The organism is Chamaesiphon sp. VAR_48_metabat_135_sub, assembly GCF_031418915.1.
GTDB lineage: Bacteria > Cyanobacteriota > Cyanobacteriia > Cyanobacteriales > Chamaesiphonaceae > Chamaesiphon.
On record NZ_JANOJV010000249.1, the window covers coordinates 15,373 to 38,197 of the forward strand.

General features: G+C 44.7%; 24 protein-coding genes. 7 read left to right on the top strand and 17 right to left on the bottom strand.

Translation table 11 applies throughout. From position 1 onward, the window contains the following. Positions 1-120: 120 nt before the first annotated feature. The 7 genes from accB to dxr form a co-directional block, all read right to left on the bottom strand. A complete protein-coding gene (gene accB / locus RMO55_RS17285) occupies positions 121-603 on the bottom strand; it encodes an acetyl-CoA carboxylase biotin carboxyl carrier protein (RefSeq protein WP_310428546.1) in 483 nt (160 codons plus the stop codon). A gap of 112 nt (positions 604-715) precedes the next feature. Then, the gene (efp, locus tag RMO55_RS17290; protein WP_310428548.1) at positions 716-1,276 is read right to left on the bottom strand and encodes an elongation factor P; all 561 of its coding nucleotides are present in this window, start codon (positions 1,274-1,276) and stop codon (positions 716-718) included. Between the two features lie 225 nt (positions 1,277-1,501). Continuing rightward, the gene (locus RMO55_RS17295; protein WP_310428550.1) at positions 1,502-1,924 is read right to left on the bottom strand and encodes a hypothetical protein; all 423 of its coding nucleotides are present in this window, start codon (positions 1,922-1,924) and stop codon (positions 1,502-1,504) included. 93 nt (positions 1,925-2,017) lie between these two features. Further along, on the bottom strand, positions 2,018-2,941 hold the full coding sequence (gene argF, locus RMO55_RS17300; protein WP_310428627.1) for an ornithine carbamoyltransferase: 924 nt from the start codon (positions 2,939-2,941) through the stop codon (positions 2,018-2,020). Positions 2,942-3,008: 67 nt separating this feature from the next. Beyond that, a complete protein-coding gene (locus tag RMO55_RS17305; RefSeq protein WP_310428552.1) occupies positions 3,009-3,281 on the bottom strand; it encodes a transcriptional regulator in 273 nt (90 codons plus the stop codon). Positions 3,282-3,334: 53 nt separating this feature from the next. Further along, positions 3,335-4,075, bottom strand: a complete 741-nt coding sequence (locus tag RMO55_RS17310; protein ID WP_310428554.1) for an ATP-grasp domain-containing protein — start codon at positions 4,073-4,075, stop codon at positions 3,335-3,337. Positions 4,076-4,171: 96 nt separating this feature from the next. Next, positions 4,172-5,353, bottom strand: coding sequence for a 1-deoxy-D-xylulose-5-phosphate reductoisomerase (dxr, locus tag RMO55_RS17315; protein WP_310428556.1), 1,182 nt, complete (start codon positions 5,351-5,353; stop codon positions 4,172-4,174). 184 nt (positions 5,354-5,537) lie between these two features. Here dxr and RMO55_RS17320 point away from each other — a divergent pair, with 184 nt between their 5' ends. The 3 genes from RMO55_RS17320 to RMO55_RS17330 all read left to right on the top strand — a co-directional run bounded on the left by RMO55_RS17320 (position 5,538) and on the right by RMO55_RS17330 (position 8,992). Further along, positions 5,538-6,977, top strand: coding sequence for a cobyrinate a,c-diamide synthase (locus RMO55_RS17320; protein WP_310428559.1), 1,440 nt, complete (start codon positions 5,538-5,540; stop codon positions 6,975-6,977). Positions 6,978-7,087: 110 nt separating this feature from the next. Beyond that, on the top strand, positions 7,088-7,612 hold the full coding sequence (locus tag RMO55_RS17325; RefSeq protein WP_310428561.1) for a hypothetical protein: 525 nt from the start codon (positions 7,088-7,090) through the stop codon (positions 7,610-7,612). 159 nt (positions 7,613-7,771) lie between these two features. Next, positions 7,772-8,992: an FAD-dependent hydroxylase gene (locus tag RMO55_RS17330; protein WP_310428564.1), complete on the top strand. Its 1,221-nt coding sequence runs from the start codon at positions 7,772-7,774 to the stop codon at positions 8,990-8,992. 6 nt (positions 8,993-8,998) lie between these two features. Here RMO55_RS17330 and RMO55_RS17335 read toward each other — a convergent pair whose 3' ends face one another. The 3 genes from RMO55_RS17335 to RMO55_RS17345 form a co-directional block, all read right to left on the bottom strand. Further along, the gene (locus tag RMO55_RS17335; protein ID WP_310428566.1) at positions 8,999-9,259 is read right to left on the bottom strand and encodes a hypothetical protein; all 261 of its coding nucleotides are present in this window, start codon (positions 9,257-9,259) and stop codon (positions 8,999-9,001) included. Positions 9,260-9,452: 193 nt separating this feature from the next. After that, on the bottom strand, positions 9,453-10,397 hold the full coding sequence (locus RMO55_RS17340; RefSeq protein ID WP_310428568.1) for a heme o synthase: 945 nt from the start codon (positions 10,395-10,397) through the stop codon (positions 9,453-9,455). 143 nt (positions 10,398-10,540) lie between these two features. Beyond that, on the bottom strand, positions 10,541-11,494 hold the full coding sequence (locus tag RMO55_RS17345) for a heme A synthase (protein ID WP_310428570.1): 954 nt from the start codon (positions 11,492-11,494) through the stop codon (positions 10,541-10,543). Between the two features lie 404 nt (positions 11,495-11,898). Between RMO55_RS17345 and RMO55_RS17350 the strand changes: the two genes are divergently transcribed. The 3 genes from RMO55_RS17350 (at position 11,899) to RMO55_RS17360 (ending at position 15,537) form a co-directional block, all read left to right on the top strand. Further along, on the top strand, positions 11,899-12,921 hold the full coding sequence (locus tag RMO55_RS17350; protein ID WP_310428572.1) for a cytochrome c oxidase subunit II: 1,023 nt from the start codon (positions 11,899-11,901) through the stop codon (positions 12,919-12,921). A gap of 157 nt (positions 12,922-13,078) precedes the next feature. Then, positions 13,079-14,728, top strand: coding sequence for a cytochrome c oxidase subunit I (ctaD, locus tag RMO55_RS17355; protein WP_310428573.1), 1,650 nt, complete (start codon positions 13,079-13,081; stop codon positions 14,726-14,728). 194 nt (positions 14,729-14,922) lie between these two features. Continuing rightward, the gene (locus tag RMO55_RS17360) at positions 14,923-15,537 is read left to right on the top strand and encodes a heme-copper oxidase subunit III (RefSeq protein ID WP_310428577.1); all 615 of its coding nucleotides are present in this window, start codon (positions 14,923-14,925) and stop codon (positions 15,535-15,537) included. A 567-nt stretch (positions 15,538-16,104) separates the two neighbouring features. On the opposite strand, the gene RMO55_RS17365 is transcribed toward RMO55_RS17360, so the two are convergent. The 4 genes from RMO55_RS17365 to RMO55_RS17380 form a co-directional block, all read right to left on the bottom strand. After that, positions 16,105-16,371 (bottom strand): hypothetical protein, encoded by a 267-nt coding sequence (locus tag RMO55_RS17365; RefSeq protein WP_310428579.1) that lies wholly within the window; start codon positions 16,369-16,371, stop codon positions 16,105-16,107. A gap of 111 nt (positions 16,372-16,482) precedes the next feature. Next, on the bottom strand, positions 16,483-16,899 hold the full coding sequence (locus RMO55_RS17370; protein WP_310428581.1) for a transcriptional regulator: 417 nt from the start codon (positions 16,897-16,899) through the stop codon (positions 16,483-16,485). After that, positions 16,883-17,182: a type II toxin-antitoxin system HigB family toxin gene (locus RMO55_RS17375; protein ID WP_310428584.1), complete on the bottom strand. Its 300-nt coding sequence runs from the start codon at positions 17,180-17,182 to the stop codon at positions 16,883-16,885. Before RMO55_RS17375 ends, RMO55_RS17370 begins: the two co-directional genes overlap by 17 nt. A 46-nt stretch (positions 17,183-17,228) precedes the next feature. Beyond that, on the bottom strand, positions 17,229-17,939 hold the full coding sequence (locus tag RMO55_RS17380; protein WP_310428585.1) for a hypothetical protein: 711 nt from the start codon (positions 17,937-17,939) through the stop codon (positions 17,229-17,231). A gap of 168 nt (positions 17,940-18,107) precedes the next feature. On the opposite strand from RMO55_RS17380, the gene RMO55_RS17385 reads away from it, so the two are divergent. Then, on the top strand, positions 18,108-18,602 hold the full coding sequence (locus RMO55_RS17385; RefSeq protein WP_310428587.1) for a hypothetical protein: 495 nt from the start codon (positions 18,108-18,110) through the stop codon (positions 18,600-18,602). Between the two features lie 48 nt (positions 18,603-18,650). Here RMO55_RS17385 and RMO55_RS17390 read toward each other — a convergent pair whose 3' ends face one another. From RMO55_RS17390 to RMO55_RS17400, 3 genes are all read right to left on the bottom strand, one after another. Next, on the bottom strand, positions 18,651-19,226 hold the full coding sequence (locus RMO55_RS17390) for an NINE protein (RefSeq protein WP_310428589.1): 576 nt from the start codon (positions 19,224-19,226) through the stop codon (positions 18,651-18,653). Between the two features lie 759 nt (positions 19,227-19,985). Further along, complete coding sequence (locus tag RMO55_RS17395; protein WP_310428591.1) at positions 19,986-20,795, bottom strand: hypothetical protein; 810 nt, start codon at positions 20,793-20,795, stop codon at positions 19,986-19,988. Beyond that, positions 20,792-22,690 (bottom strand): bifunctional DNA primase/polymerase, encoded by a 1,899-nt coding sequence (locus RMO55_RS17400; RefSeq protein ID WP_310428593.1) that lies wholly within the window; start codon positions 22,688-22,690, stop codon positions 20,792-20,794. The genes RMO55_RS17395 and RMO55_RS17400 overlap by 4 nt, the downstream gene beginning before the upstream one ends. Positions 22,691-22,825: the final 135 nt, after the last annotated feature.

A 22,825-nucleotide genomic window follows, 5' to 3' on the forward strand; every position in this document is an offset into this window, starting at 1 on the left:
CTTTCTGTTACTGAGGCTGCTTCTGTTAAGGTAGTGGCTACGCCAACGACTCCAGCCGGAGTCCTGCGAGTGCCAAATTGACAACAGCATCGCCATTCGTATCAGTGAATGGATCTGCACTTAGCTGGGATTAATATACATCAAGGTTTGTCCAAATTCAATCGGCTGACCATTTTCAACTAATACCTCCATTACTTGTCCTGCTGATTCGGATTCGATTTCATTCATCAGTTTCATTGCTTCGATGATACAGACAGTTTGTCCGACTCGAATGCGATCGCCAATCGAAGCAAAAGCCGGCTCATCAGGGGCTGGCGAACGGTAGAAGGTGCCAACCATCGGCGACTTGATTTCTACCCACTGCTTATCGATCGCAGTCGCAGCGGGCCGATCTGCCAGCACAGGTTGCAATTCTTGAGTTGGGACAGATATTATTTGCTGATGAACATCAGCGGTCGTCGTGGAGATCGCCCCTGTTGTTAATATTTGCTTGCCCTGACTGACAGTAAGTTCAAAGTCAGCGTTTTTGAGTGTCAATTCCGTAATATTATTAGTGGCGATCGCGGCTAAGAGTTCGCTAAGTTCTTTAAAATCAATTGTCATATTCAGTTCTTAAATTGTTGGTTACTAGTTACCAGCGATCGAGTCACAACCAAAACAAAATTCACTTACAGATCGAGCCGAGAGTGAATTTTGGATTAACCTATTGCTGTAGTTAGCTTTCACGTCCAACATACTGGTCGGTACGAGTATCAATTTTGATCTTTTCGCCGATACTAATAAACAATGGTACTGTTACTTGTGCCCCAGTTTCGACGATCGCGGGTTTACTACCACCTGTCGCTGTATCGCCTTTCATCCCAGGGTCAGTTTCGGTAACTTCTAATACTACTGTATTTGGCAGTTCTACTTCCATAATTTGTTCGCCCCACCGGACAATGCTAACTTCCATCCCTTCTTTGAGGTATTTGACATTAGTACCAATTTGGGTGGGAGTGAGATTGGATTCTTCAAAAGATTCCATATCCATAAACACAAATTGATCGCCATCCTTGTAGGTATGCTGCATCTTGATTTTTTCCAGTGTGGCTTGAGGCATGGTTTCCCCTGCGCGGAATGTTTCTTCCACCACGCTACCAGTTTGGACATTTTTGAGTTTCGTTCTTACAAATGCAGAGCCTTTACCAGGTTTGACGTGAAGAGATTCGACGATCTTCCATACGCCACTCTTCCACACAATCGTTACACCAGGTCTAAAGTCATTACTGGAAATCATGAATATTTGTCTTGTTGCAGAGAACTATCGGCATCTTATTTTATCAGTCTTCGGGACTATGAGGTAATGTCTTAATCGCTCGTGGAAATACAAAGTCCGCCTAGAACCTACTAATTTCCTAGTAAGGGTTAAGGCGGACTTCCCATCTGTAGCCACGACTTCCCATCGTTGGTACTTCCATAACTGACAATTGAGGTGAAGATAACGCGATCTCGAATAATTTTCTTAACCTTGGGCATAACCGACACAACGGCGGATACAGCGAATTTCTGGATGGGAATTTTTTTGAATTGGAGCTTGGTGAATACCACAATTGATTTGACTGGAATAATGCGCTTTCAATTTTTTTCTAGCTAAATCAAAAGCACTCCAAATCGCCACATAAATATCTTCTTGGTAATAATCTGGAATTGGCTCTCGATCGATCGTCAAATCGCCATCGGCTAATGTCAGCACGATTTGAATTTGATAAATACCTGCTTGATATAATGCTGGAACACTGGCACTTACTTGGCAGTTGAGAATGTAGCTATGCTCCTGGCGCAGTCTAGCAATTTGCTGTTGAATCATTTCCCCGATCGAATCGGGGAGATCGCGGTCGGCAATTACTTGCGATAGATTAGCCTTAAATAGGGTAGCTGCTTTCATCGTTTTTTTGATTTTGTAGATGTTTCTCTCTTTAGATTTCCACCCAAAATTCTGAGAAATAACATCTCATTACGATCGTTACAAATATTTACATTAATCAGCACCGAGAACGCTAACTAATAGAGCTTTTTGGGCGTGCATCCGGTTTTCGGCTTGATCCCAGACTCGCGATCGAGTACCTTCAAGGACATCATCGGTAATTTCTTCACCGCGATGAGCGGGAAGACAGTGTAAAACGATCGAGTCAGGATCGGCGATAGTTAATAATTCTCGATTGACTTGATAGGGTTGGAAGACAGGTATCCGCGTACCAGATTCAGATTCTTGTCCCATACTTGCCCAGACATCGGTATAAACTACTGTAGCCCCACTGACAGCTTCTTGAGGCGATTGTGTCACGACAACTTGGGTACCTCTAATTGTGGCAATCGATCTAGCTCGATCGACAATCTGCGGATCTGGAGTAAAATTATTGGGACAGGCGATCGCAATATCCATACCGACAGTCGCACAGCCCAGCATCAGCGAGTGCGCCATATTATTTCCGTCCCCAAGATATGCAAGTTTCAAACCCGCCAACTGTCCGAAACATTCCTGAATTGTCTGTAAATCTGCAAATACCTGACAGGGATGCTCTAAATCCGTCAGTGCGTTAATAATTGGCATCTGCGCGTACTTAGCAAAAGTCTCCACATCCTCATGGGCAAAAGTCCGAATAGCCAACACATCCAGATATCGGTCTAATACACGCGCAGTGTCCGCTAACGGCTCCCCCCGACCAATTTGCATCGCACTAGTATTGAGGTCGATTACTTGCCCTCCTAGCTGACTCATAGCAGCGAAAAAGCTCACCCGCGTTCGCGTCGAAGCCTTATAAAATAGCAATCCCAAACTCTTCCGACAAATTGGCTTAATTTTACCTTGCTTGAGATCGGCGGCGAGTTGGAGGAGGCTGAGTGTCTCGTCTGCACTCAGATCTGTCATGCTCAGTAAATCTCTACCTTTTAAGCCACTCATGCGATCGATCCTCAACCAACTAATATAATCAAACACGGAGAGGGTCAATTTTATCACATGAGTTAGCCTAAAATCGACTAAAATTAATCTGATTTTGCTGAAACCGCTCTAGAATTTGGTTGACGAATGTCTCTCCATCAATCGGTGGTGTTTGCTCTGATGCTGAAGTTGCTGCATCAATTTTTTTACCTACATCTTCACTCCACCCAGCATCAGCGAGATCGTATTTATCTAATAACTGGAGGGCAATCTCCAGTATTTCTTCCGCAGAGTTGTATTTACCTGTCTGAAGCTTTGTTTGAATCAGGCGTTCTTGAGCAGGTGATAGACTGATGCTCATAAAGAATATCTATATAAACTACTTACCATTTTAAGCTAAAAATATCATCTAATTTAATAGATTGAATAATCTCTAGATCCAGTTATTTGTGCCCATCGACTAGCTAATAATCGAGCATAGTCAGCAGGAAATAAACCATAGGCACCGATCGAGTATCCATCATTTACTTCAATTAGTAAAGTCTCGCCCTTATCTGTCACTCCAAAATCAGCAGAATAGCCAGCCGGAGCAGAATGATAAGCCGCAATTGCATTTTCAATAACTTGTGAATCGAAATGTACTCGCCAATCGCCATAATAGGGTTTCACACCCAAAATTTCGCCATAGCGGACAAAACATCGCCATTCTGCTAAAAAGTTTACTGGTTCCGAACACCAAATTGCTGTATCTTCAAACTCATCACCACAACTAATTAAATCTTTAGTACTTGTAAGTAATCGTCCTGTGAATTTTTTAGACAGCGATGCTGGCTTAATGAAAATATTCCATAGCTCTGGATGTTTGGCGATATAATTTATTTGAGATCGCCAAATCTTTCTGCCTAAAAATTGTGTCAATTCATCTGGATAATTAATCTCTGCTGGTGATTCTATTCCCAACTGAAATAACGCCGCATTAACATCTTCAATAAATCCGACAACTACATCTTCTGGTGTTAGATCTGCCAATCGAGAATTTTCTAGCCGACTGAAGGGCAAGATTTCCCAGCCCATTTTCCGAAAGCCATCATAAGCAACAGCAAAATTAACACTGGCAAATTCGCCATCTTTATTTTGAACGATATAGACTTTCATAACAATAGCAATCCTAAATAACAATCTAGATTTTCTTCTTTCTTCCTCTGCGCCTCTGCGGTTGAACAGATCCGTAGTTAACAGTCAATGATTGTGCTAGATTATCTTTGTAACCACCTGTTGACTAAATTCGAGTACCATTTGTCGCGCCCAAATATCGGCGGCTAAAATGTCATCCAAACTAGGCGTTAAAGTAAAGTCATTACGATGTTTGTCGCAGACTTTTTCGATGACTTTTGGAATGTCGATAAAGTGAATTTTCTCATCTAGAAATAAGGCTACAGCTTGCTCGTTTGCACCATTCAATACGGCGGGCATCGAACCGCCAGCTCTGCCTGCGGCATATGCTAGATTGATGCAAGGATATTTTTCGCGATCGGGTGCTCTAAATGTTAAATCCCCTGCTGTGACGAGATCGAATTTCTTCCAGTCAGTCTGGATGCGATCGGGCCACGAGAGCGCGTATAGTAGTGGTAGTCGCATATCTGGCCAACCTAATTGTGCCAAGACGGAGGTATCTTGAACTTCGATCAGTGAGTGAATGATACTCTGAGGATGGACGACGATATCGATATTGTCGTAATCTACCCCAAATAAATAATGCGCCTCAATCACCTCTAAACCCTTATTCATCAGGGTGGCGGAGTCAATGGTGATTTTTTGACCCATCGACCAATTCGGGTGCTTGAGCGCGTCAGCAATGGTCACTGAGGCTAATTTCTCGGCAGGAAGATCGCGGAAGGCTCCACCGGAAGCGGTGAGAATAATTCGTCGCAATCCACCAGGGGGAACACCTTGCAAACATTGAAAAATCGCCGAATGTTCTGAGTCGGCAGGGAGTAATTTTACCCCATGTTTCTCGACTAAAGGTAGCACGACGGGGCCGCCAGCGATTAGAGTTTCTTTATTCGCCAGAGCGATATCTTTGCCCGCTTTAATCGCCGCAATCGTCGGTAAGAGTCCCGCGCAGCCGACAATTCCCGTCACGACGCTCTGCGCGTCGCCATAGCCAGCTACTTCGATCGTGCCTTGTGCGCCAGCCACGATCGTTGGATGATAATCTAAATTGGAGAGAGCGTCCTTCAACTCAGCTAACTTTGCTTCATTCCCGATCGCCACAATTTCTGGGCGAAATTGACGCACTTGTTGGGCGAGCATCTCGGCGTTACTACCCGCCGCCAGTCCGACAATCCGAAACTTATCGGGATTATGTTCGACGATATCTAGGGTTTGAGTGCCGATCGAGCCAGTGGAACCGAGTAAAGTAATCGCTTTCACAATATTATTTAAAACATTTATCTAATTTCTTAATCTTACGGCGTTCGGGGATCGGTGGATAGTGGATAGTGGAGAGTGAATGGTGAATTTGGCTGCGAGTGAGTCCTTGCATCTCCCACACTCCAACACCACCGAAAATTAATAACTAGCAACTTGGGTTAATAATCCCCTATCCCCTAAAATTATGTCGATCGCGATCGCTGGAGAACGAAGTGGTGTAGGTAAAACCACCGTCACATTAGCCCTACTTGCTGCTCTCCGCCGCAGACAACAGACGGTACAATCTTTTAAAGTCGGGCCAGATTATATCGATCCGATGTTTCACCAGTATGTCACAGGCAGAGCCTGTCGCAATCTCGACCCAATTTTAACTTCAGATGCCTATGTCCAACAGTGTTTCGATCGCCATAGTCAGATGGCAGATTGCGCTCTAATTGAGGGCGTAATGGGGCTATTCGACGGTGCATCAGGGACGACTGATGCGGGTAGTACGGCTCAGGTTGCCAAACTGCTCAATGTCCCCGTGGTCTTAATTCTCAATTGTAGTAGTACTTCTCGATCGATCGCCGCGATCGCGCATGGTTATCGGACTTTCGATCCCCAAGTCCAGCTCGCAGGCGTAATTCTCAATCAGGTGGGTAGCGATCGTCATCTCGAACTACTCACTGCTGCCCTCTCTCCGCTCCATCTACCTATTCTCGGCGTACTCAGACGGCGCGATGACCTCAAGATTCCCGATCGTCATTTAGGGCTGATTCCAGCCGGAGAATTAACCGATCTGAATGATACACTCGATCGACTCGCATCTATCGGCGAAACTTGTTTTGATTGGGAAAAATTATTACCATTACTCACTGCCAAATTTGTGGGGGAAGAGATTGCTCGGCGCAGTCCCGTGTTTACCTCCCCACCCCCCTCCGATAAAGGGGGGGCTTTCACTTCCTGCCCTTGGAAATGGGAAGGCTGGGGTGGGGTAAATCCCAAGGTTCGACTAGCAGTCGCCAAAGATGCGGCATTTAATTTTTACTATGCAGATAATTTAGACTTATTGCGAGATTTAGGTGCCGAATTAATCGAGTGGAGTCCATTAGGAGATCCTCAACTACCTCCAGATGTCCAAGGATTATATTTTGGGGGTGGATTTCCCGAAGTATTTGCCGAAATACTCGCCGCCAATCAGTCAGCCAGAGCATCTGTAAAAGCAGCCATTACAGCAGGAATGCCAACTTATGCTGAGTGTGGCGGATTGATGTATTTGTGCGATCGAATTGTTGATTTTAACGATCGATCTTATCCGATGGTAGGCATTTTCCCAACGATAGCCGCGATGGGTAAAAAATTAACCCTCGGTTATCGACAACTGACCGCGATCCAAGATAGCTTACTGTTTAATGCAGGCGATCGAGTCTGGGGACATGAATTTCATCGTTCTACCCTTACTGATGAATCTCCACAGCCGCTATATACGCTCCAGGGTTATGAATCTAACTTAGTCTTTGCACCTGAAGGTTGGTGTCGATATCAAGTACAGGCGGCATATACTCACTTACATTTTGGAGCTAAACCAGAGCTAGCCGATCGATTTATCGATCGTTGTCGCAGATTTCGATCGCTACTTAGTTAGTGTATTGCTTGTCTATATAAGTTACGAATTTTGATGTTAGGATATGCGTGTGTTGAGTACTATAATTTGGCACAATTTCTAGATAACACATCTACAAAATTAACATTTTCATGAATAAACTAATTCAAACGCTTGTTTTAACTGCCGTAGTCTGTTCGCCACTGAGTCTCATAAGTACGATCGCCTCTGCTGAGGCTCATCATACTTCTTCTCACGTTTCTACCCTATCAATGCAGACAACTGTCGCTCGTAAGAAGAAAAAGAATAAAGTTCGGACGGGCAAAAAACGGATGACAACTAGCTCTACCAAGAAAAAACCAGCAGCAGTGGATGCTACTACTCAGCCAGAAACAGGTATGCCATCTGGAGTAGATGCACCAATGCCAAACAAACCAATAACTAAGCCTGAGATGTCTCCACCTAGCTCCAAAGTTAAACCCGATCCATCAGTTGATGGTGCGATGACAAAACCAGCACCTGACCCCAAGGTTCCTCCCTCCAGTACTGGTTTACCCAGCGTCCCTACATCGATCCCTAGTGGTGTTTCCACTCCTAGTGGTATGCCTAGCATTCCGAGTGGTATCCCCAGTGTTAAACCTAGCTTACCTAACGCACCGACTGGACTACCTAAATAAGATTCAATTCTGACTCGAACCAAATTTTGCACGATGCAACTAAATTCGGATTTCGATCGAGTGTCCCAATCGATTGGACTGGGACACTTTTTATCGGCCTCGATCTGCTGCAATAAAAGCGTCATAATAAAAGTTAATATAGTCGCAGTCAGGATAATTATGGATACAGGGTCGCCTCAGTTGAATTACGATCTGGCGATCGTGGGCGGTGGAATTATTGGGAATACCCTAGCGATCGCACTACAAAATTCAGGATTGCGGGTAGTCTCGATCGAGTCTGAACATCGATCGATCTCAGTTGCCAAGGGTCGAGCCTATGTATTGTCGATGCTCTCTGGCCGGATCTTTGAGGGCTTAGGCATCTGGGATCGAGTTTTACCGCAAGTTACTCAATTTAGTCAAATTCAAATCTCTGACGCAGATTATGCGGGAGTAGTGAAAATGTATCCCCAGGATTTGGGGACAGAAGCATTGGGTTATGCAGCTAGCCATGAGGTGTTATTGACGGCACTACAAGCAAAATTGACAACGGCTGAAAACATTACTGTCATGTGTCCCGCACAGGTAGTGAACGTAGACTACACAGCTACTGATGCCGAAATTACTATTTACACTCCAGATCTAGATACACTCACCAAAATTCGCGCCAATCTGGTGATCGCTGCTGACGGTGCCAAATCCACACTTCGCAGCCAAGCCGGAATTGAAACTACTGGTTGGAACTATTGGCAATCCTGCATCACTGCAACTATTAAACCAGAAAAACCCCATCAAAACATTGCTTACGAAAGATTTTGGTATGCTGGGCCGATTGGAGTGCTACCATTAGCCGATGGTCGCTGTCAGGTAGTTTGGACTTTACCACACCAACAAGCTGAGGAATTACGAGATTTACCTGCGAGTGAGTTTCTCCAGGAATTGGAGCGTTGTACGGGTGGACTACTAGGTAAATTAGAACTCGACAGTCAGCGGTGGCTGTTTCCCGTTAAGTTGATGCAGAGCAAGCAGTATACCGCCCCAAGACTGGCATTAATCGGCGATGCAGCGCATTGCTGTCATCCCGTCGCGGGACAAGGGATGAATCTCGGCATTCGAGATGCGGCAGCTTTGGCGGAGATTTTAGTTACCGCTCATCAAGCAGGGGAAGATATTGGGAGTAACACGGTACTAAACAGGTATGCGAACTGGCGGAAGCCAGAGAATTGGGTAATTTTAGCTTTTACCGATTTTCTCGATCGCATGTTCTCCAATCGTATCCTGCCGATCGTCACGATCCGCCGGATCGGCCTATTTTTACTCGATCGAATTCCGGTTTTTAAATACCTAGCTCTTCGGTTGATGACTGGATTAGCTGGCAAAATTCCGCAGATAGCAAAATAAATCGGGTCAAATCCGCTGCCACATCCGACAATCGAATTGGAACTCTATCACTCGATCTAGTTGTAGTTGTAAGTCTGGATGTTTGGGGTTGATTAGGTAATTGTATTCCACTGGAATTATGGCTAAAAGAACTTTTAGGAATGAGTAAGCTGAGACTTGTTGCCAATTGGCAGGGAGATCGGTAATGTCTAAAATTGGTATACTATCTGGGATAGTAGCACTGACACAAGTGAGGGGAATGTTTGTTGTTTCGCTATGTACGAGCACTTCTAGACTCGCCAGTGCCAAACTTTCTGATGTACTAGAAATTCAGTCCGCGTAGGCGGACTTTGCAACACTAGCCAAGATTTGCTGCTCGTGCTCGTCGGGTTCCCCCATTAGTGACAAGACAAGACAGTCGAGGATATAGCGTGATTCTGAAATTTCTAGCTCCTAAGCGTTTTTAGCATACTAGCCTGTATTACTTCAATAAAAATGCGATCGCCTCATGTGTCTGCGGTAAACTATCTACAACGATCGCAGTACATAGCAGCATCATATATAAGATCGAATACTTGAACAGCGACTTAGCAACAGTTTTGTCGGTGGGAGCTTGTAATAGTTTCCAAGCTTCGTAGACGAAAACGCCACCTAAACCAACAGCGGAGACTCCATAAACAGCTCCTGCGACACCTAATGGATAAACCAGTAGCAGGGTTGAGGGGATGAGTAATAGTGTATAGATCCAAATTTGTTTAACGGTAGCGACTTCGCCAGCGACTACGGGTAACATTGGAATTCCAACCTTGGCATAATCATCTTTAATCATTAATGCTAATGCCCAAAAATGGGGTGGAGTCCAGAGAAAGACGATCGCAAATAATACCCAAGATTCGATACTTAGACTATTACTAACTGCGGCACATCCAACCAGCGCGGGAATAGCTCCAGCGGCTCCACCAATGACGATGTTTTGGGGGGTATGACGTTTGAGTAGGTGGGTGTAGATCCACATGTAGAATCCAATTCCAGCCATCGCTAGTAAGGCGGCTAAGAGATTGGTAAAAACTGCCAAGATTGTAAAGGACAATACCGCTAAGACTGTGGCGAAAATTCCGGCATTGAGGGGTGTTACTCTACCAGAAGGGATGGGGCGACTGCGAGTACGCTCCATTGTATAATCGATGTCTCGATCGTAAATACAATTCATCGCTTGGGCTGATGCTGAGGCTAACATACCGCCGATAACTGTGACGAGAAATAATACTGGATCTGTTGCTCCATCAGATGCCATCCACATGGCGGCGGCGGTGGTAATTAGTAATAGGGGGATGATTCTAGGTTTGGTGAGTTGATAGTAACTCTGGATTACTTCGGAAAATTTTTGATGTTTGATTTCGACAGACTGATTTAGAAGTTCTTGCATATTATGGGGAATGGAGCTGTTTTTAATATAAGTTTTGTGGGAATAATAATTCAATTATTTTTGCGTTCTGTCGGTCTATTTTTTACCCACAGAGGGTGCAGATTAGAGAAATGTTAGATATGCTTTGCTGGAGCAGAGAGGGATTAAGAGTGATTAGAAGTTTTAAAATTATTCTGTCGCCATAGTAGGGCAGTAAGGATAACTAATGTACCTAACAACATTGCTCCGATCGATTGATGGGCAACTGTCAGGGTTTCGACTTGAAAATGCAGCCTAAAAGTAGCTGTACCTAGTAGAATTTGAGCGATTAATAGTCCTCCAACACTAGCCGCTAGGTTGCCGCAATATTTAGGTGAATTTGGATTGCGCCAGATCGCGATAATTACGGCGATACAACTCAATGTTGCTGGAATGACTCCGAAGAGGTGATTATTCATCACGGTACAGAGTTCGGAGTTGCCAAAACACTGATGGAGTGCCCATCTAGAGCCGACTAAGCCACCGAGGATGCTTTGGATGTAGACGAGGATTGCAGCGGTGAGGGGGATTATGGGAGTGGAGGAGTTAGGAATTGGGGGAGTGGGGGATTGGGGGAGTAAGCAGGTACCGATCGAGAGTAAGGTGATAAAGAATAGTAAGGCTGTGCCCAGATGCGCTGTTACGATGTCAAAGCGGAGTAATTCGGTGACTGTGAACGCGCCCAAGGCTCCTTGAACTAAAATCAGGCTCAGGGCGAAGGTAGTTGCCCAGGGGAGCCAGCGGGGAAGCTGATGACGGTACCACCAGGATGAGCCAGCTAATAATAAGGTGCTCAATCCGATTAATCCAGCATCGAGGCGATGAAACCATTCTAAAAATACCTGAAGGTTCATCTGCTGGGTGGGTACAAGTTGCCCATAGCACAGGGGCCAATCGGGACAGGCTAAACCAGCGTTCATCACCCTAGTAGCACTACCTACCGCCATTAATAGCAGTGTAGCAAAGGCAATCTTCCAGATCGATCGACGAATCCGAGTTTGGATAATAATAGTTCCTCTGTCGTGCTGGGATTCTTGTTCGCCAGCCGAAGATTGAGGGATAAATGCAGAATCTGCCATAGTTGTGGAATCTTAGCGTTGGTTTTCCTAATTTATATTTTTTTAGCTACGCTACTTCACTCAATCATTCCCAAACTAGCATTAATACCTAGTGGTCGTTGGCGGGTTAACCGAGGTTTCGATCGAGTTCCTGCTAATATTCAGCTAACTAAGTCTATACTCCATAATGGTTATAGGTTCGATTGAGCGAGATCCCAAAGAAAATATTAAAGATTTAAGTTGTCGATGCATTGACTTATTATTTGAAATGTGCATCTGGGCAATCCCGAAGAAAATCTGAAGAAATGTGGATAAGTGCCGATCGCTCTGATCGGCTGCGGTACCTTAGTAAAGATAGTTAGTCTAACTGTCCCTTCTTTTCAATCGCTATTATCTTAACTATCTACTAAATTTTTAACCTCGAAATGAATATTCCTAGCTCAATTATTACGCTCCTGCTGGGCATAGGATTAACTTTGGTTAGTCTCTGGTATGGACAAAATCATGGACTGATGCCCGTTGCCGCTTCCGAGGAAGCAGGGCATATCGACGGCTTATTCAATGCAATGATGACGATTTCCGTTGGACTATTTATCATAGTTCAGGGCGTAATCGTGTATTGCGCGATTAAATTTCGCCGCAAGCCTGGAGAACTCGGCGATGGTGCCGCAATCGAAGGTAACGTACCATTAGAGATATTATGGACGGCAATTCCGGCGGCTGTCGTATTGTGGATTTCGATCTACAGTTTTGAAATCTACAACGAAATGGGTGGTTTCGATCCTAGTGCAGATGGGATGCACGCGATGCACGGAATGCCCGCAGGGAAAGGTAGTGCGATGGCAGCTACGATGGATGGGATGCCTCAAGGTAGTCCAATGATTGCCGCAATGGGTGTCGGGGCTTCTCCAGCCAATCAAGGTAAACCCGCTGCTGTCAATGTCAATGTATTGGGATTACAGTACGCATGGATTTTTACCTATCCAGAAATCAATATCACTTCTGGGGAACTACACGTTCCAGTTGGCAAAGAAGTTCAATTGAATATGAATGCTCAAGATGTGATTCATGCTGTTTGGATTCCCCAATTGCGACTCAAGCAGGATGTGATCCCAGGTACACCGACTCAACTGCGGTTTACTACCAATAAAGTAGGTACTTATCCCCTTCGGTGTGCGGAGCTTTGTGGCGGTTATCATGGTTCGATGGTGACTCAAATGATCGTTCATACTCCTGAGGAATATGACACCTGGATTGCCAGTCAACAACAATCTGCTCAAGCTCAAGCGGAAATCGTCAAACGGACAATTGCGATGACTCCTGCAAATCTTTCGACAGGTAGCTATCTGGCTCCCTACGCAAAGGAAATGGGCGTGAAACCAGAGATGGTTCAACACCTGCATCAAGATCATAGTATGGGCGGATCGATCGCTTCGGCTATTAAATAAGTTGGTTATATTGAGGTGCGGCGCAGATCTTTACCCCACCCCAGCCCTCCCCTTATCAAGAGGAGGGAGATGGAAAGCCCCCTTTGCAAGGGGGTTGGGGGTAAAACCACATCAGACTAAGCACTAATCCCTATCCCTAATTCCTATACCCTAAAAGATGACAGCAGAATTAACAATTCCAACCCAAGTGAAGGAGGATGATGTCGTTATTCATCATCGCACCTGGAAAGATTATTTTACATTTAGTACCGATCATAAAGTGATTGGGATTCAGTACTTTGTGACTGGATTTATCTTCTATATTATTGGTGGTTTATTAGCCGAAGCAATTCGGACAGAACTAGCAACTCCCGATGCCGATCTTGTCGATCCGAGTACATACAATAGTATGTTCACCATGCACGGTACAATTATGATCTTCCTGTGGATCGTACCTGCGGGAACAGGTGCATTTGCTAACTATCTTTTGCCCCTGATGATTGGGGCTAGAGATATGGCATTTCCTAAACTTAATGCTGTGGCATTTTGGATTATTCCACCGACTGGATTAATGCTGATGGCTAGCTTCTTTCTAGGTCCAGCTCAATCTGGCTGGACTTCATATCCACCACTCAGTTTGCTCACAGGTAAAGTGGGTGAAGGGATCTGGATTATGAGTTTATTATTACTCGGAACTTCTTCAATTTTAGGAGGAATTAATTTTTTTACCACAATCTTGAAGATGCGAATTCCGAGTATGTCAATGATGCAAATGCCCTTGTTCTGTTGGGCAATGTTAGCAACATCATTGTTGATGTTAATTGCGACTCCAGTATTAGCTGGGGCACTAATTTTACTGTCTTTTGACTTAATCGCTGGAACCGCATTTTTTAATCCGGCTGGTGGTGGTGAACCAGTAGTCTACCAGCATATGTTCTGGTTCTATTCTCACCCTGCGGTATATATTATGGTATTGCCCTTCTTTGGGGTAATTTCCGAAGTAATTCCTGTCCATTGTCGCAAACCAATTTTCGGTTACGGTGCGATCGCGTATTCTAGTATGGTGATCAGTTTCTTAGGCTTAATCGTCTGGGCGCATCACATGTTTACTAGCGGTACACCGCCGTGGTTGCGGATGTTTTTCATGATTACCACGATGGTAATTGCGGTACCGACTGGGATTAAAATCTTTGGTTGGTTAGCGACAATGTGGGGCGGTAAAATTACCCTCAATAGCCCGATGCTATTTGCGATGGGCTTTATTTCTACCTTCGTAATTGGTGGAATTACTGGCGTAATGTTAGCGGCGGTGCCGTTTGATATTCACGTTCACGATACTTATTTCGTCGTCGCCCACTTGCACTATGTGCTGTTTGGCGGGAGTGTATTTGGTATTTATACGGGCATTTATCACTGGTTTCCTAAAGTCACAGGGCGACATATTAACGATACCTGGGGTAAGATTCACTTTGCTCTAACTTACATTGGTTTTAACGTTACGTTCTTACCAATGCACGTACTTGGATTACAAGGGATGCCACGCCGGATTGCGATGTACGCACCAGAATTCCAAGGTTTGAATCAAGTTTGTACCTATGGAAGTTATGTGTTAGCGATTTCGACAGTACCATTCCTGGTAAATGCAATTTACTGTGCTTATAAGGGCGAGAAAGCCGGAAGTAACCCTTGGAATGCGTTAACTCTTGATTGGCAAACAACTTCACCACCAGAAATCGAGAATTTTGAGGTGTTACCTGTATTAACTACAGGGCCTTATGATTATGGTGAGAGTGAAGAGGAAGAAGAGAAAGAATTAACGGCTGTTTAGTCGAATCGTAGGGTGTGTTAGGCGTTAGCCGTAACGCACCATCCCACCATCGCAAATTGTTTGATTGGTTGCGGAGATCTACCCACCCCGCCCTACGGGCAGCGAAAAGTGCGGTATTGGGGTTCCCCCAAGTGGAGCACCTTTTCAAGACACCCCTCCAAGGAGGGGATTTTCCATACTATCCCCCAATTTTTATGCAAGGATCTATTTCTGACAAGACGCAGATAAATATTGAAACTGATACCCACGGTAGCCATCATGAGGCGCATCCTGATTTTCGGATCTTTGGGCTAATCGTGTTTCTCGTTGCAGAGGGAATGATTTTCCTAGGGCTTTTTATTGCTTACTTAGCTTTCCGTTCGATGGCACCGGAATGGCCGCCAGCAGGCACGCCAAAGCTTGAATTGATGCTCCCAGGCATAAACACCGTTATTCTGCTTTCGAGTAGCTTGGTCATCCATCAGGCTGACACAGCGATTAAGAAGAATGATGTTAAGGGGCTGCAATTGTGGTTTGGTTTGACTGCGTTGATGGGGATTATTTTCCTCGGCGGACAGTTGTATGAATACAGTCATTTAGAATTCGGACTGCGGACGAATTTGTTTGCTAGTACTTTCTATGTCCTGACTGGATTTCACGGATTGCACGTGACTGTCGGCGTACTATTGATTTTATCGGTGTTATGGCGATCGATAAAATCCGAACATTATGGCACCCAAAATCATTTCGGTGTCGAAGCTGCTGAAATTTATTGGCACTTTGTCGACGTAATTTGGGTGCTATTATTCATCCTCTTATATCTTCTCTAATCGTATCGATTTTCGAGAATACAGCACTTCCAGTAGCTATGAGGTAGAGTCTAATCTCTTACAGTTAGTCAGTGAGCAGGTTAAGACTCAAACAATTTACCTTACAACAGCCGTAAGTGCCGTATAAGATCGCGGAGCATTATGCTCCGCGATTTTTTGTTCAAGATGAAAGTTATTTTGGACTCAAAACCTTGGTGGGTAGATTGCTCACTGCTTGGGGCACTAAGCCAATTGGAGAATGGCAATGACTGTTTAAGGCTTTGGCTATGGGGCGGTCAAACCAGCCACTGGATCCTCGTTTTTTCTGCAATTTTCTCATGTTGATACCGAGTGCTTTCAACGTCAATAAGACAATGAAAAAGGCTCCAACAAAGTCGCTGAGACTTGCAGGAACCCTTTTCTAGTATTATTTTTTTCTCAGTCGGGATGAGAGGATTTGAACCTCCGACCCCTGCTTCCCGAAAGCAGTAGTTTAAAGCTCTCAACTGCTTAGTGGGTATTCACTTGGACTATTCGCAATAAGTGAGCAGGGTAAAAAACAGGGTAAAAGGTGGTTTCGGAGTCGGTTTACTGTTCTAAATTTCCCTCTCCACTGAGGCGACGGATGATGATATCGATTTTGGTATCGAGTGATTCGAGTCGGGCATTAACCGCGACAAATTCCGCTTTCATCTCCGATCGCGCCCTGCCGATCTCTTCGTAAATCCGATCTAGTACGCTGGAAAATTCTTGAGGGGATATCTGGGTATATTCCAGCCTGTCTAGTCTGCGGTTGAAATGACGCAATTCGCGGTTAACGCGATCGATGTCGTCTGGTTCTCTGGCTTGAGTCATGTTAACCTCGTAATAGTTATCTGTTTTACTTCGATCGCGCTGCTAGTAACAGTCGTTCGATCGATCTAGCCCTCGCCTTCACTGGTGGGGGCTATTCGATTTAACTGCGGGTCAGATAAATAACCCTGGTGATAATTTAAAGAACTTACCCAAGCTCTTTGCCTGTTCGCGGCTGATAGTACGCTTACCATTAACCACCTCAGACACTACGCCGCTACTCCCAATGATGCCAATTAGATCGACATTGCGAGTACCACTGACAGTCATGATGTGCCGTAGCAATTCATTTGGTGTGGATTTTCCCCAATCATCTAGATTGTGGTGAATCGACTCGTAATCTTCGATTAGTTTCACTACTAACATCAGCAGTGCTGTGTCCTCTGGGGTGCGATCGCTCCGTTTGTGCATTAACTTTTCTGCTACAGCTAGAAACCGATCGTATTCGTCTTCAGTCTCGATCGTCTTGGGGATGATGTCGGCTGTATCCAAAAGTTCTAGATATTTTTTCTTATCAATAGTAGTCGTCATTTTTCCAATTCTCTTTATCGTATTCGGCGTGAGTTAGAAAATATTTGTAGTAGATTAGCTGGGCTTGATAGTCGATCGATACTATCAAGCGGTACTTATTCCCCTTAATGTTGAAAACCGTGAAGTTACCCACCGCCTCAGCATCTCTATAGATGGTCTGAACATCGATTAAACTTTGCCACGCGGCACCCTTAACAATGTCGTTCCAATCATTTAGCTGTTTCTGTACATCGGGGTATGGTGCGGCATCTTGGCGGAGATTGCGGATCGTGATTAGGTGCATGGTTAGCGATTCCTTTCCTCTATACTCTCATATGGAGAGTATACTGTCAAGCTTGGTTTAGTTCCTCAACTCTCACAAAGTCGCGCCCCGCTCTCTTCACTGCCCATTCACCTAATCCCTGGGCTGTTGCCGCTTTAAGCCCACGCTCTATCTGTTGGGTACGAATATCGATGTTTTCCTTCTTCTGAGCCTCAACAGCCGTTAAAGCTTCAATCCCAACCATCTTAAAGAACTCCCCCCAAGTTTTCGTATCACCATCAACATTGGGTTTCTCTTTGTGGGGAAGGGTGGGGGTAGATGCTCTAGTTAATTTCTCTATATCATCCCTCACTGCTTCAAACTGGGATTGGGTATCAGCATCTAACTTCGATACCGATGCCTTAATTGGCTCTAGAGATGACTCTATAAACGCTCTAGTTACCTCTTCTATGTCATTGGTGCCTATAGAGGATATACCTAGACTATTTATATAGCTTTTAGTCATTTCCTCTGTATATTCTCTATAACTACTTACTAGCTGATTATCTATAGAGGATTTAATCATGCTCTCTACATCTTCTCTAGTTAGTCCTGTAGAGACATTTTCTATGTACTCCCTATTTATTCCTATAGAGGCTGTATCTCCCATTACATCAAGTTCACCGGATAACACTCGATCGAGTAGCCGATTTACTACCCATCCCATCGAGACTTCCTTACTCAGCGCATAGTCTCTAAACTGTTGGAGCTTATCCCCTTCAACCAATACCGTGAGCATAGGTTTAGTATTTTTCCCCATCCTGAAGCCTCTTATATAGTACCTCTATATTCTACCCTATATCTAGAGACACAGTTAGAGACTCTATATATTAATAAGTTATCAGTCATGAATAAGCATATAGAGGATTATTATATAGGAAGCATTAATGTAGAGAGTCTATAGAGGTTGGTATATAGATATGAGAAAGCGATCGCCACTCCGACCAAAGAATTGCGATCGCCTCTCAATCCCAAACCACAAAGTAAAGGACTAGCTAATTGTATGAAATTATTAGACGCTCGTGTTAGCGGAATGCCCCGCCAAGTGACTACCAAGTATGGAGATAAGTCAGTTTTAGATGTCGCTACTAGTGAGGGCAATTACACCATCTGGCGACCTGCTGGGGACATGGAAGTGATGGGGCGACGGAATGGGGAACGGGTCAGCATCGCGCTCGATAGTAAAGGTAAAGCCTCATTGGTCGAACACTGCTCGACAGCACCTCAGCAAGCGGCAATAACTCAACAGATGGGATTCACTGCCCCTGTAGAGACACCAGAGACAACCCGCTCGGCTGAGATAGCGGATTACATCCAACGGTTAGGGAAGCTTTATTCCCACTGCTTAACCACAGCCTCCAATATGTCCACTAGCATCGAACTTGAAGCCCCACAAATTTAAAGATGTAGCAACAACAATGTTCATCCAAACAGTACGCCACTTTAACCTCTAAGCCTCACGGGGGAGGAGAGCCCGTTGCCAATTAGTTGCATCAAAATTGGCAAATTTTTCGTAATAAGTAAATGCGATTAACGGCTCAATTTTACGACAATAATCTTCAGGTATGTCGGCAAGATCTGTTAAATCTTCTAGTCCAAGGAATTGATAGCCTTCAGTTCTAATTAAAGCTATATTTTCGGCATGATTGGGTAGTAAGCCTGCAATATAAACGAGATCATTTGTAGAGCAATTATTGATATCTAATTTATTTTTAATTACATTGCTTCTGACTTTGACTTCTGTTTGAGAGAAGAATTCTTTGACGATCGAAGTTATGCGAGATAGCCAATAGGATGATGCTGACTCAATTTCACTACTATGACCATTGTTGAATTTGCTATTGAATTCTCGATCGGACATAAAGCAAAAACCAAAGAACTCAAAAAAAGCCACGATTGCTGGGATATATGTCCAACAGAAAACTAAATATATTATGCCGTCATTCTTCTTGCCAAGATAGAATTTATGGATTCCAATACTGCCAAGAAAAAAACAGAGTAACATTGCGGTTGTTCGGTCTTTCATCAATTATTCCCTCAATTTAAAGATGTGTCAGGCAGTCAGCACATCCTTAACGTACCCAATTACGCCACAAAGATTCGTGGAATGCCGAAGCTTTTAGCATTCTGTCGCGAATGGGTGGTGCTTTGAAGAGCCTAAGTAACCCCTCTATGCCAAACTATCCTTAATCATCACTTCAAAACTAGATGACAGTAGGAGTACAATCAAATCAACTAACCCGATAGTCAGTTAGTTAGTTAATCGATCGACTAACACACCAGTTAGTTTGTACCACAGTTAGTTCAATAGCAGAGTATCCCAGCACCTTAGACACATTTTGGTAGATCCAATTAGTCCAGGGTGGGTGTTTTGTTGTGGGTATGTAAAATTCACAGACACAAGTAGATGAGATTCTGTGGTTTCTGGGTGGTGTGTTGTTAAAAAAAGGGTAGGGGGGTCTTTTCACATGCCGATCTAAAAAATCTGGTAGAGTGGGGAATATTTAATGTAGTTTTATGAGTTGTTAATAATACAGCGGTTAGCCCTTTTAGTTGTAGTTTTTAGTGTTGGTTTTTATAGGAAGAGGGTTTCAATCAATTGTAGTTTAATGTAATTAAATAACTTCATCGGGGTTAACCGATTCCAGCCGCCCCGTAGACAACAGATCCGATTAGCAATTTAGAATTCATCATCTGTCGCCTCCGGTATGTCGATCGAATTATTGACTTTGTTAGACTCTTTAGACAATATTGATTTTTTATCGTCCTTATCGTCCGCTAAAGCCTAAAAACCTTGATCTGGTGTACTTTCAGCATGGACGATATGTGAATGTGATATCGTCCGTGTATCGTCCGTATTTGTAATATCGTCCGCTATATCGTCTGTAACATTAGATATCGTCCGTGTATCGTCCATAATATCGTCCGCGTTTAAACCCTTGTCCTGACTGGCTTTAGTATCATTGGCGGACGGTATGGACGATATGGACGATATTTTTACAACTTTCTCCAAGCAGATAAGTCTGTTTCGATCTTGCCCTTCTCGGAAATATCCTACTTCTATCCCCAAGGCTTTGAGATCGGGTGCTAATCGAGTCAGTTGACGGCTGAGGCTATTAGAAGCTTTCGGGAAGTAGCGAGATCGATAAGTGGCTCCATCTGTACACTTTTCTAGAGCAGTCAGTAAGTTAGAAGCTGTACCCTTCCAGACTAGCGACGTTTTCTCCATCAACCGGACGATTGCTTCACCAACAGGTGAGGACTCGATCACTATCTGTCTGGACTGTTCGCGGCTTTTATCGAAGGTTGCCATAAACTCACCCTTTTTCAGTCCTAATGCTTTCTCAGAGGCGATCGCGAACAGAGCATAATCAGCCATTCGAGGAAGTGTTTCGGGGTTGGGACGCGGTTGGGCTAATGTTTGACTGAGAGCGGTTAACAATGCCCCTAGAATTCTCGGTCTGGCTGCTTCGACCTTGGCATTAAGTTCGCCCTGGGGTAGTCGCTTCTCGGCTGGGATTTCTGGCAGTTGAGCCATTAGGACTCGACCGCCTTGGTGGCGCGCTTCGCGTTCGGCTAAATCGTCGCGTGTCACCAGGGCATCGACCGCCGAAGACGGCGCGCAAGCTTCGCGGTAATGATTTGGGGTCGGGTTAACTCGAAGGTAGTTTCCTCATCGGTGGTGTGCAGAGTCCGAGTGCTGAAACCGAATCCCGTCGCAATTCGGCATAAGTCATCGGATTGGTCGGGGCTAATATGGCTTACGTTGTCATAGACCATCAGATGACGGCGGGTAGCTGCTACAGCTAACTTATGGGTGTCGTTCTGAAGCTTGATTAGAGCCGCCTTACCAGGATCGATTAGCCCTTTGATGATTTCTGCTGCTGCTGTTTTCCCGCTCCCCCTGTGGGCGGATAGAACCAGTACGGGGTATGTTTTATCGGGACAGAAACAGAAGAGTAGGAATGTGACGATTAGCGTCCATGATGAACCATCCACATTGAGCAAATCCTTCAACTCATCGAGATTCCCACCAGTAATCGGAATGGGTAGGGGTAGTAGCGAATCGGGTCGCCAAAACCGAACAGGCGGGTCGGATAACAACCGCCAACCAGATGAATCGACTTCGATCGTTTTCCAGTCATCAGTACCCAAGTCGAGATAAATTTTCCCTTGGTATTCGGCTGTTCTTAGATGAACCTCGCGGGTTTCACCTCGGAAAATGGCGATCGCTTCTAAGGTCGAGAGTGTATCTTGAAGTGTCTGCGATCCGATTCCTTTCTCAGTGCGATCGAGATATTCACCAGATAGCCATAGTCTGAAAGCCTTGGAGCGAACAGAATAGGTGTGTCGGTTGCCATCGATCGAGACATCAGCGTAGGCTATCTTGTCTGAGGTATGGAAGTAAGTAGCTGTTTTGGCAATTTCTAACAGTTTGCCACTAGCAGATTCCCTTTCCTTCTGCTCGGTTGGGGTAGCACTTTTATCTTTTTTAGCCTTTTTGTTCCAGGCTTTTAGAATATTGTCAACACCCTCATTTGTACAGGAAGGTGTGGGGTTCCCTTTCTGTGCAGATTCCCAAATTGTATCGGGGGGGTTATCATCTGGGGTTGACCCCAAGGGTGGAGAACAATTACGACAATAACGGTCAAAAATATAACGAGGCTCCCCAGTGTAGGGGTGCCCGATCGATTCCAGATAGTTTGCTGACCCAATAAGGTCGAAAGCGAGAGCAATCGCCCTGTTATGTCGATCGCCATCACCCACTCCATCGAGTGCTTCGCGGTTGACCACAGCTAGACAATTCTCAAGTGGGATACTTTCGCCGTGAACCTCATACCCCTTTTTTGGTATGGTGCGAAGTACTGTTGTTTTAGAATTTGGCTTAAACTTCTTACTTAACTTGGGTTTGAGCAGTTCTAACCAATAATCACTAACATTTTGGGGTAACTGTGCAACTGGAGTATCGATCGGATTATTAATCCAATAATATCCATCTGTATCAGGGTGTGCTGAGGGTGGTAACACCGATTGACTGTTGGTATAGCGAAATTCCAATGCCTCAGCCTTGTTCTCGCCATCTTTGGGCTTGGTTTCGACCTTCTTGGTCTTAAATAACTGCTTTAACTCTTCAGGAACAGAGAATAGAGCCTGATATCGCCCTAGTGTGCCCGATGACCATGTGACTGTTGTAGGTAACTCTCCGAATAGTTTTGATGCCATATCGATCGCTGATTGACCATCGAAGTCGATCGCCATCACATAGCCGCTCGGTTCTCCCAATCTCAGACCATAGCCTGTCGCCTGTCCTTTCAGGATGGCTGATTCGATTTCGTCTAAGGTTACATCGGTTTTCTCCCATTTGCTCAGGTAGGGGGCTTTTGGGTTGGTTAGTCCAGTGGTGCGATCTTCCTTCCCTAGTGGGGTTAAACACCAAGTCGATAGGATATTAGATAGTCCGTCAATGAGATTAGATACTGGGGTATTCATGGTAAATTTAAAATGTTTTGCTTCATTTTTCAGAGCTGGAACGCATGTAGAAAGGGCGTTCTAGTCCTTGTGTTTTTGTAGGATCGACATTGGGCGGGGGAGTACTCCCGAACTAACCATTTCAGGTAGATTACG

What these genes read in the sequence shown, in the direction of transcription:
- accB (WP_310428546.1), bottom strand. Translation starts at nt 603, where the DNA reads ATGACAATTGATTTTAAAGAACTTAGCGAACTCTTAGCCGCGATCGCC.
- efp (WP_310428548.1), bottom strand. Translation starts at nt 1,276, where the DNA reads ATGATTTCCAGTAATGACTTTAGACCTGGTGTAACGATTGTGTGGAAG.
- RMO55_RS17295 (WP_310428550.1), bottom strand. Translation starts at nt 1,924, where the DNA reads ATGAAAGCAGCTACCCTATTTAAGGCTAATCTATCGCAAGTAATTGCC.
- argF (WP_310428627.1), bottom strand. Translation starts at nt 2,941, where the DNA reads ATGAGTGGCTTAAAAGGTAGAGATTTACTGAGCATGACAGATCTGAGT.
- RMO55_RS17305 (WP_310428552.1), bottom strand. Translation starts at nt 3,281, where the DNA reads ATGAGCATCAGTCTATCACCTGCTCAAGAACGCCTGATTCAAACAAAG.
- RMO55_RS17310 (WP_310428554.1), bottom strand. Translation starts at nt 4,075, where the DNA reads ATGAAAGTCTATATCGTTCAAAATAAAGATGGCGAATTTGCCAGTGTT.
- RMO55_RS17320 (WP_310428559.1), top strand. Translation starts at nt 5,538, where the DNA reads ATGTCGATCGCGATCGCTGGAGAACGAAGTGGTGTAGGTAAAACCACC.
- RMO55_RS17325 (WP_310428561.1), top strand. Translation starts at nt 7,088, where the DNA reads ATGAATAAACTAATTCAAACGCTTGTTTTAACTGCCGTAGTCTGTTCG.
- RMO55_RS17330 (WP_310428564.1), top strand. Translation starts at nt 7,772, where the DNA reads ATGGATACAGGGTCGCCTCAGTTGAATTACGATCTGGCGATCGTGGGC.
- RMO55_RS17340 (WP_310428568.1), bottom strand. Translation starts at nt 10,397, where the DNA reads ATGCAAGAACTTCTAAATCAGTCTGTCGAAATCAAACATCAAAAATTT.
- RMO55_RS17345 (WP_310428570.1), bottom strand. Translation starts at nt 11,494, where the DNA reads ATGGCAGATTCTGCATTTATCCCTCAATCTTCGGCTGGCGAACAAGAA.
- RMO55_RS17350 (WP_310428572.1), top strand. Translation starts at nt 11,899, where the DNA reads ATGAATATTCCTAGCTCAATTATTACGCTCCTGCTGGGCATAGGATTA.
- ctaD (WP_310428573.1), top strand. Translation starts at nt 13,079, where the DNA reads ATGACAGCAGAATTAACAATTCCAACCCAAGTGAAGGAGGATGATGTC.
- RMO55_RS17360 (WP_310428577.1), top strand. Translation starts at nt 14,923, where the DNA reads ATGCAAGGATCTATTTCTGACAAGACGCAGATAAATATTGAAACTGAT.
- RMO55_RS17365 (WP_310428579.1), bottom strand. Translation starts at nt 16,371, where the DNA reads ATGACTCAAGCCAGAGAACCAGACGACATCGATCGCGTTAACCGCGAA.
- RMO55_RS17370 (WP_310428581.1), bottom strand. Translation starts at nt 16,899, where the DNA reads ATGACGACTACTATTGATAAGAAAAAATATCTAGAACTTTTGGATACA.
- RMO55_RS17375 (WP_310428584.1), bottom strand. Translation starts at nt 17,182, where the DNA reads ATGCACCTAATCACGATCCGCAATCTCCGCCAAGATGCCGCACCATAC.
- RMO55_RS17380 (WP_310428585.1), bottom strand. Translation starts at nt 17,939, where the DNA reads ATGCTCACGGTATTGGTTGAAGGGGATAAGCTCCAACAGTTTAGAGAC.
- RMO55_RS17390 (WP_310428589.1), bottom strand. Translation starts at nt 19,226, where the DNA reads ATGAAAGACCGAACAACCGCAATGTTACTCTGTTTTTTTCTTGGCAGT.
- RMO55_RS17400 (WP_310428593.1), bottom strand. Translation starts at nt 22,690, where the DNA reads ATGAATACCCCAGTATCTAATCTCATTGACGGACTATCTAATATCCTA.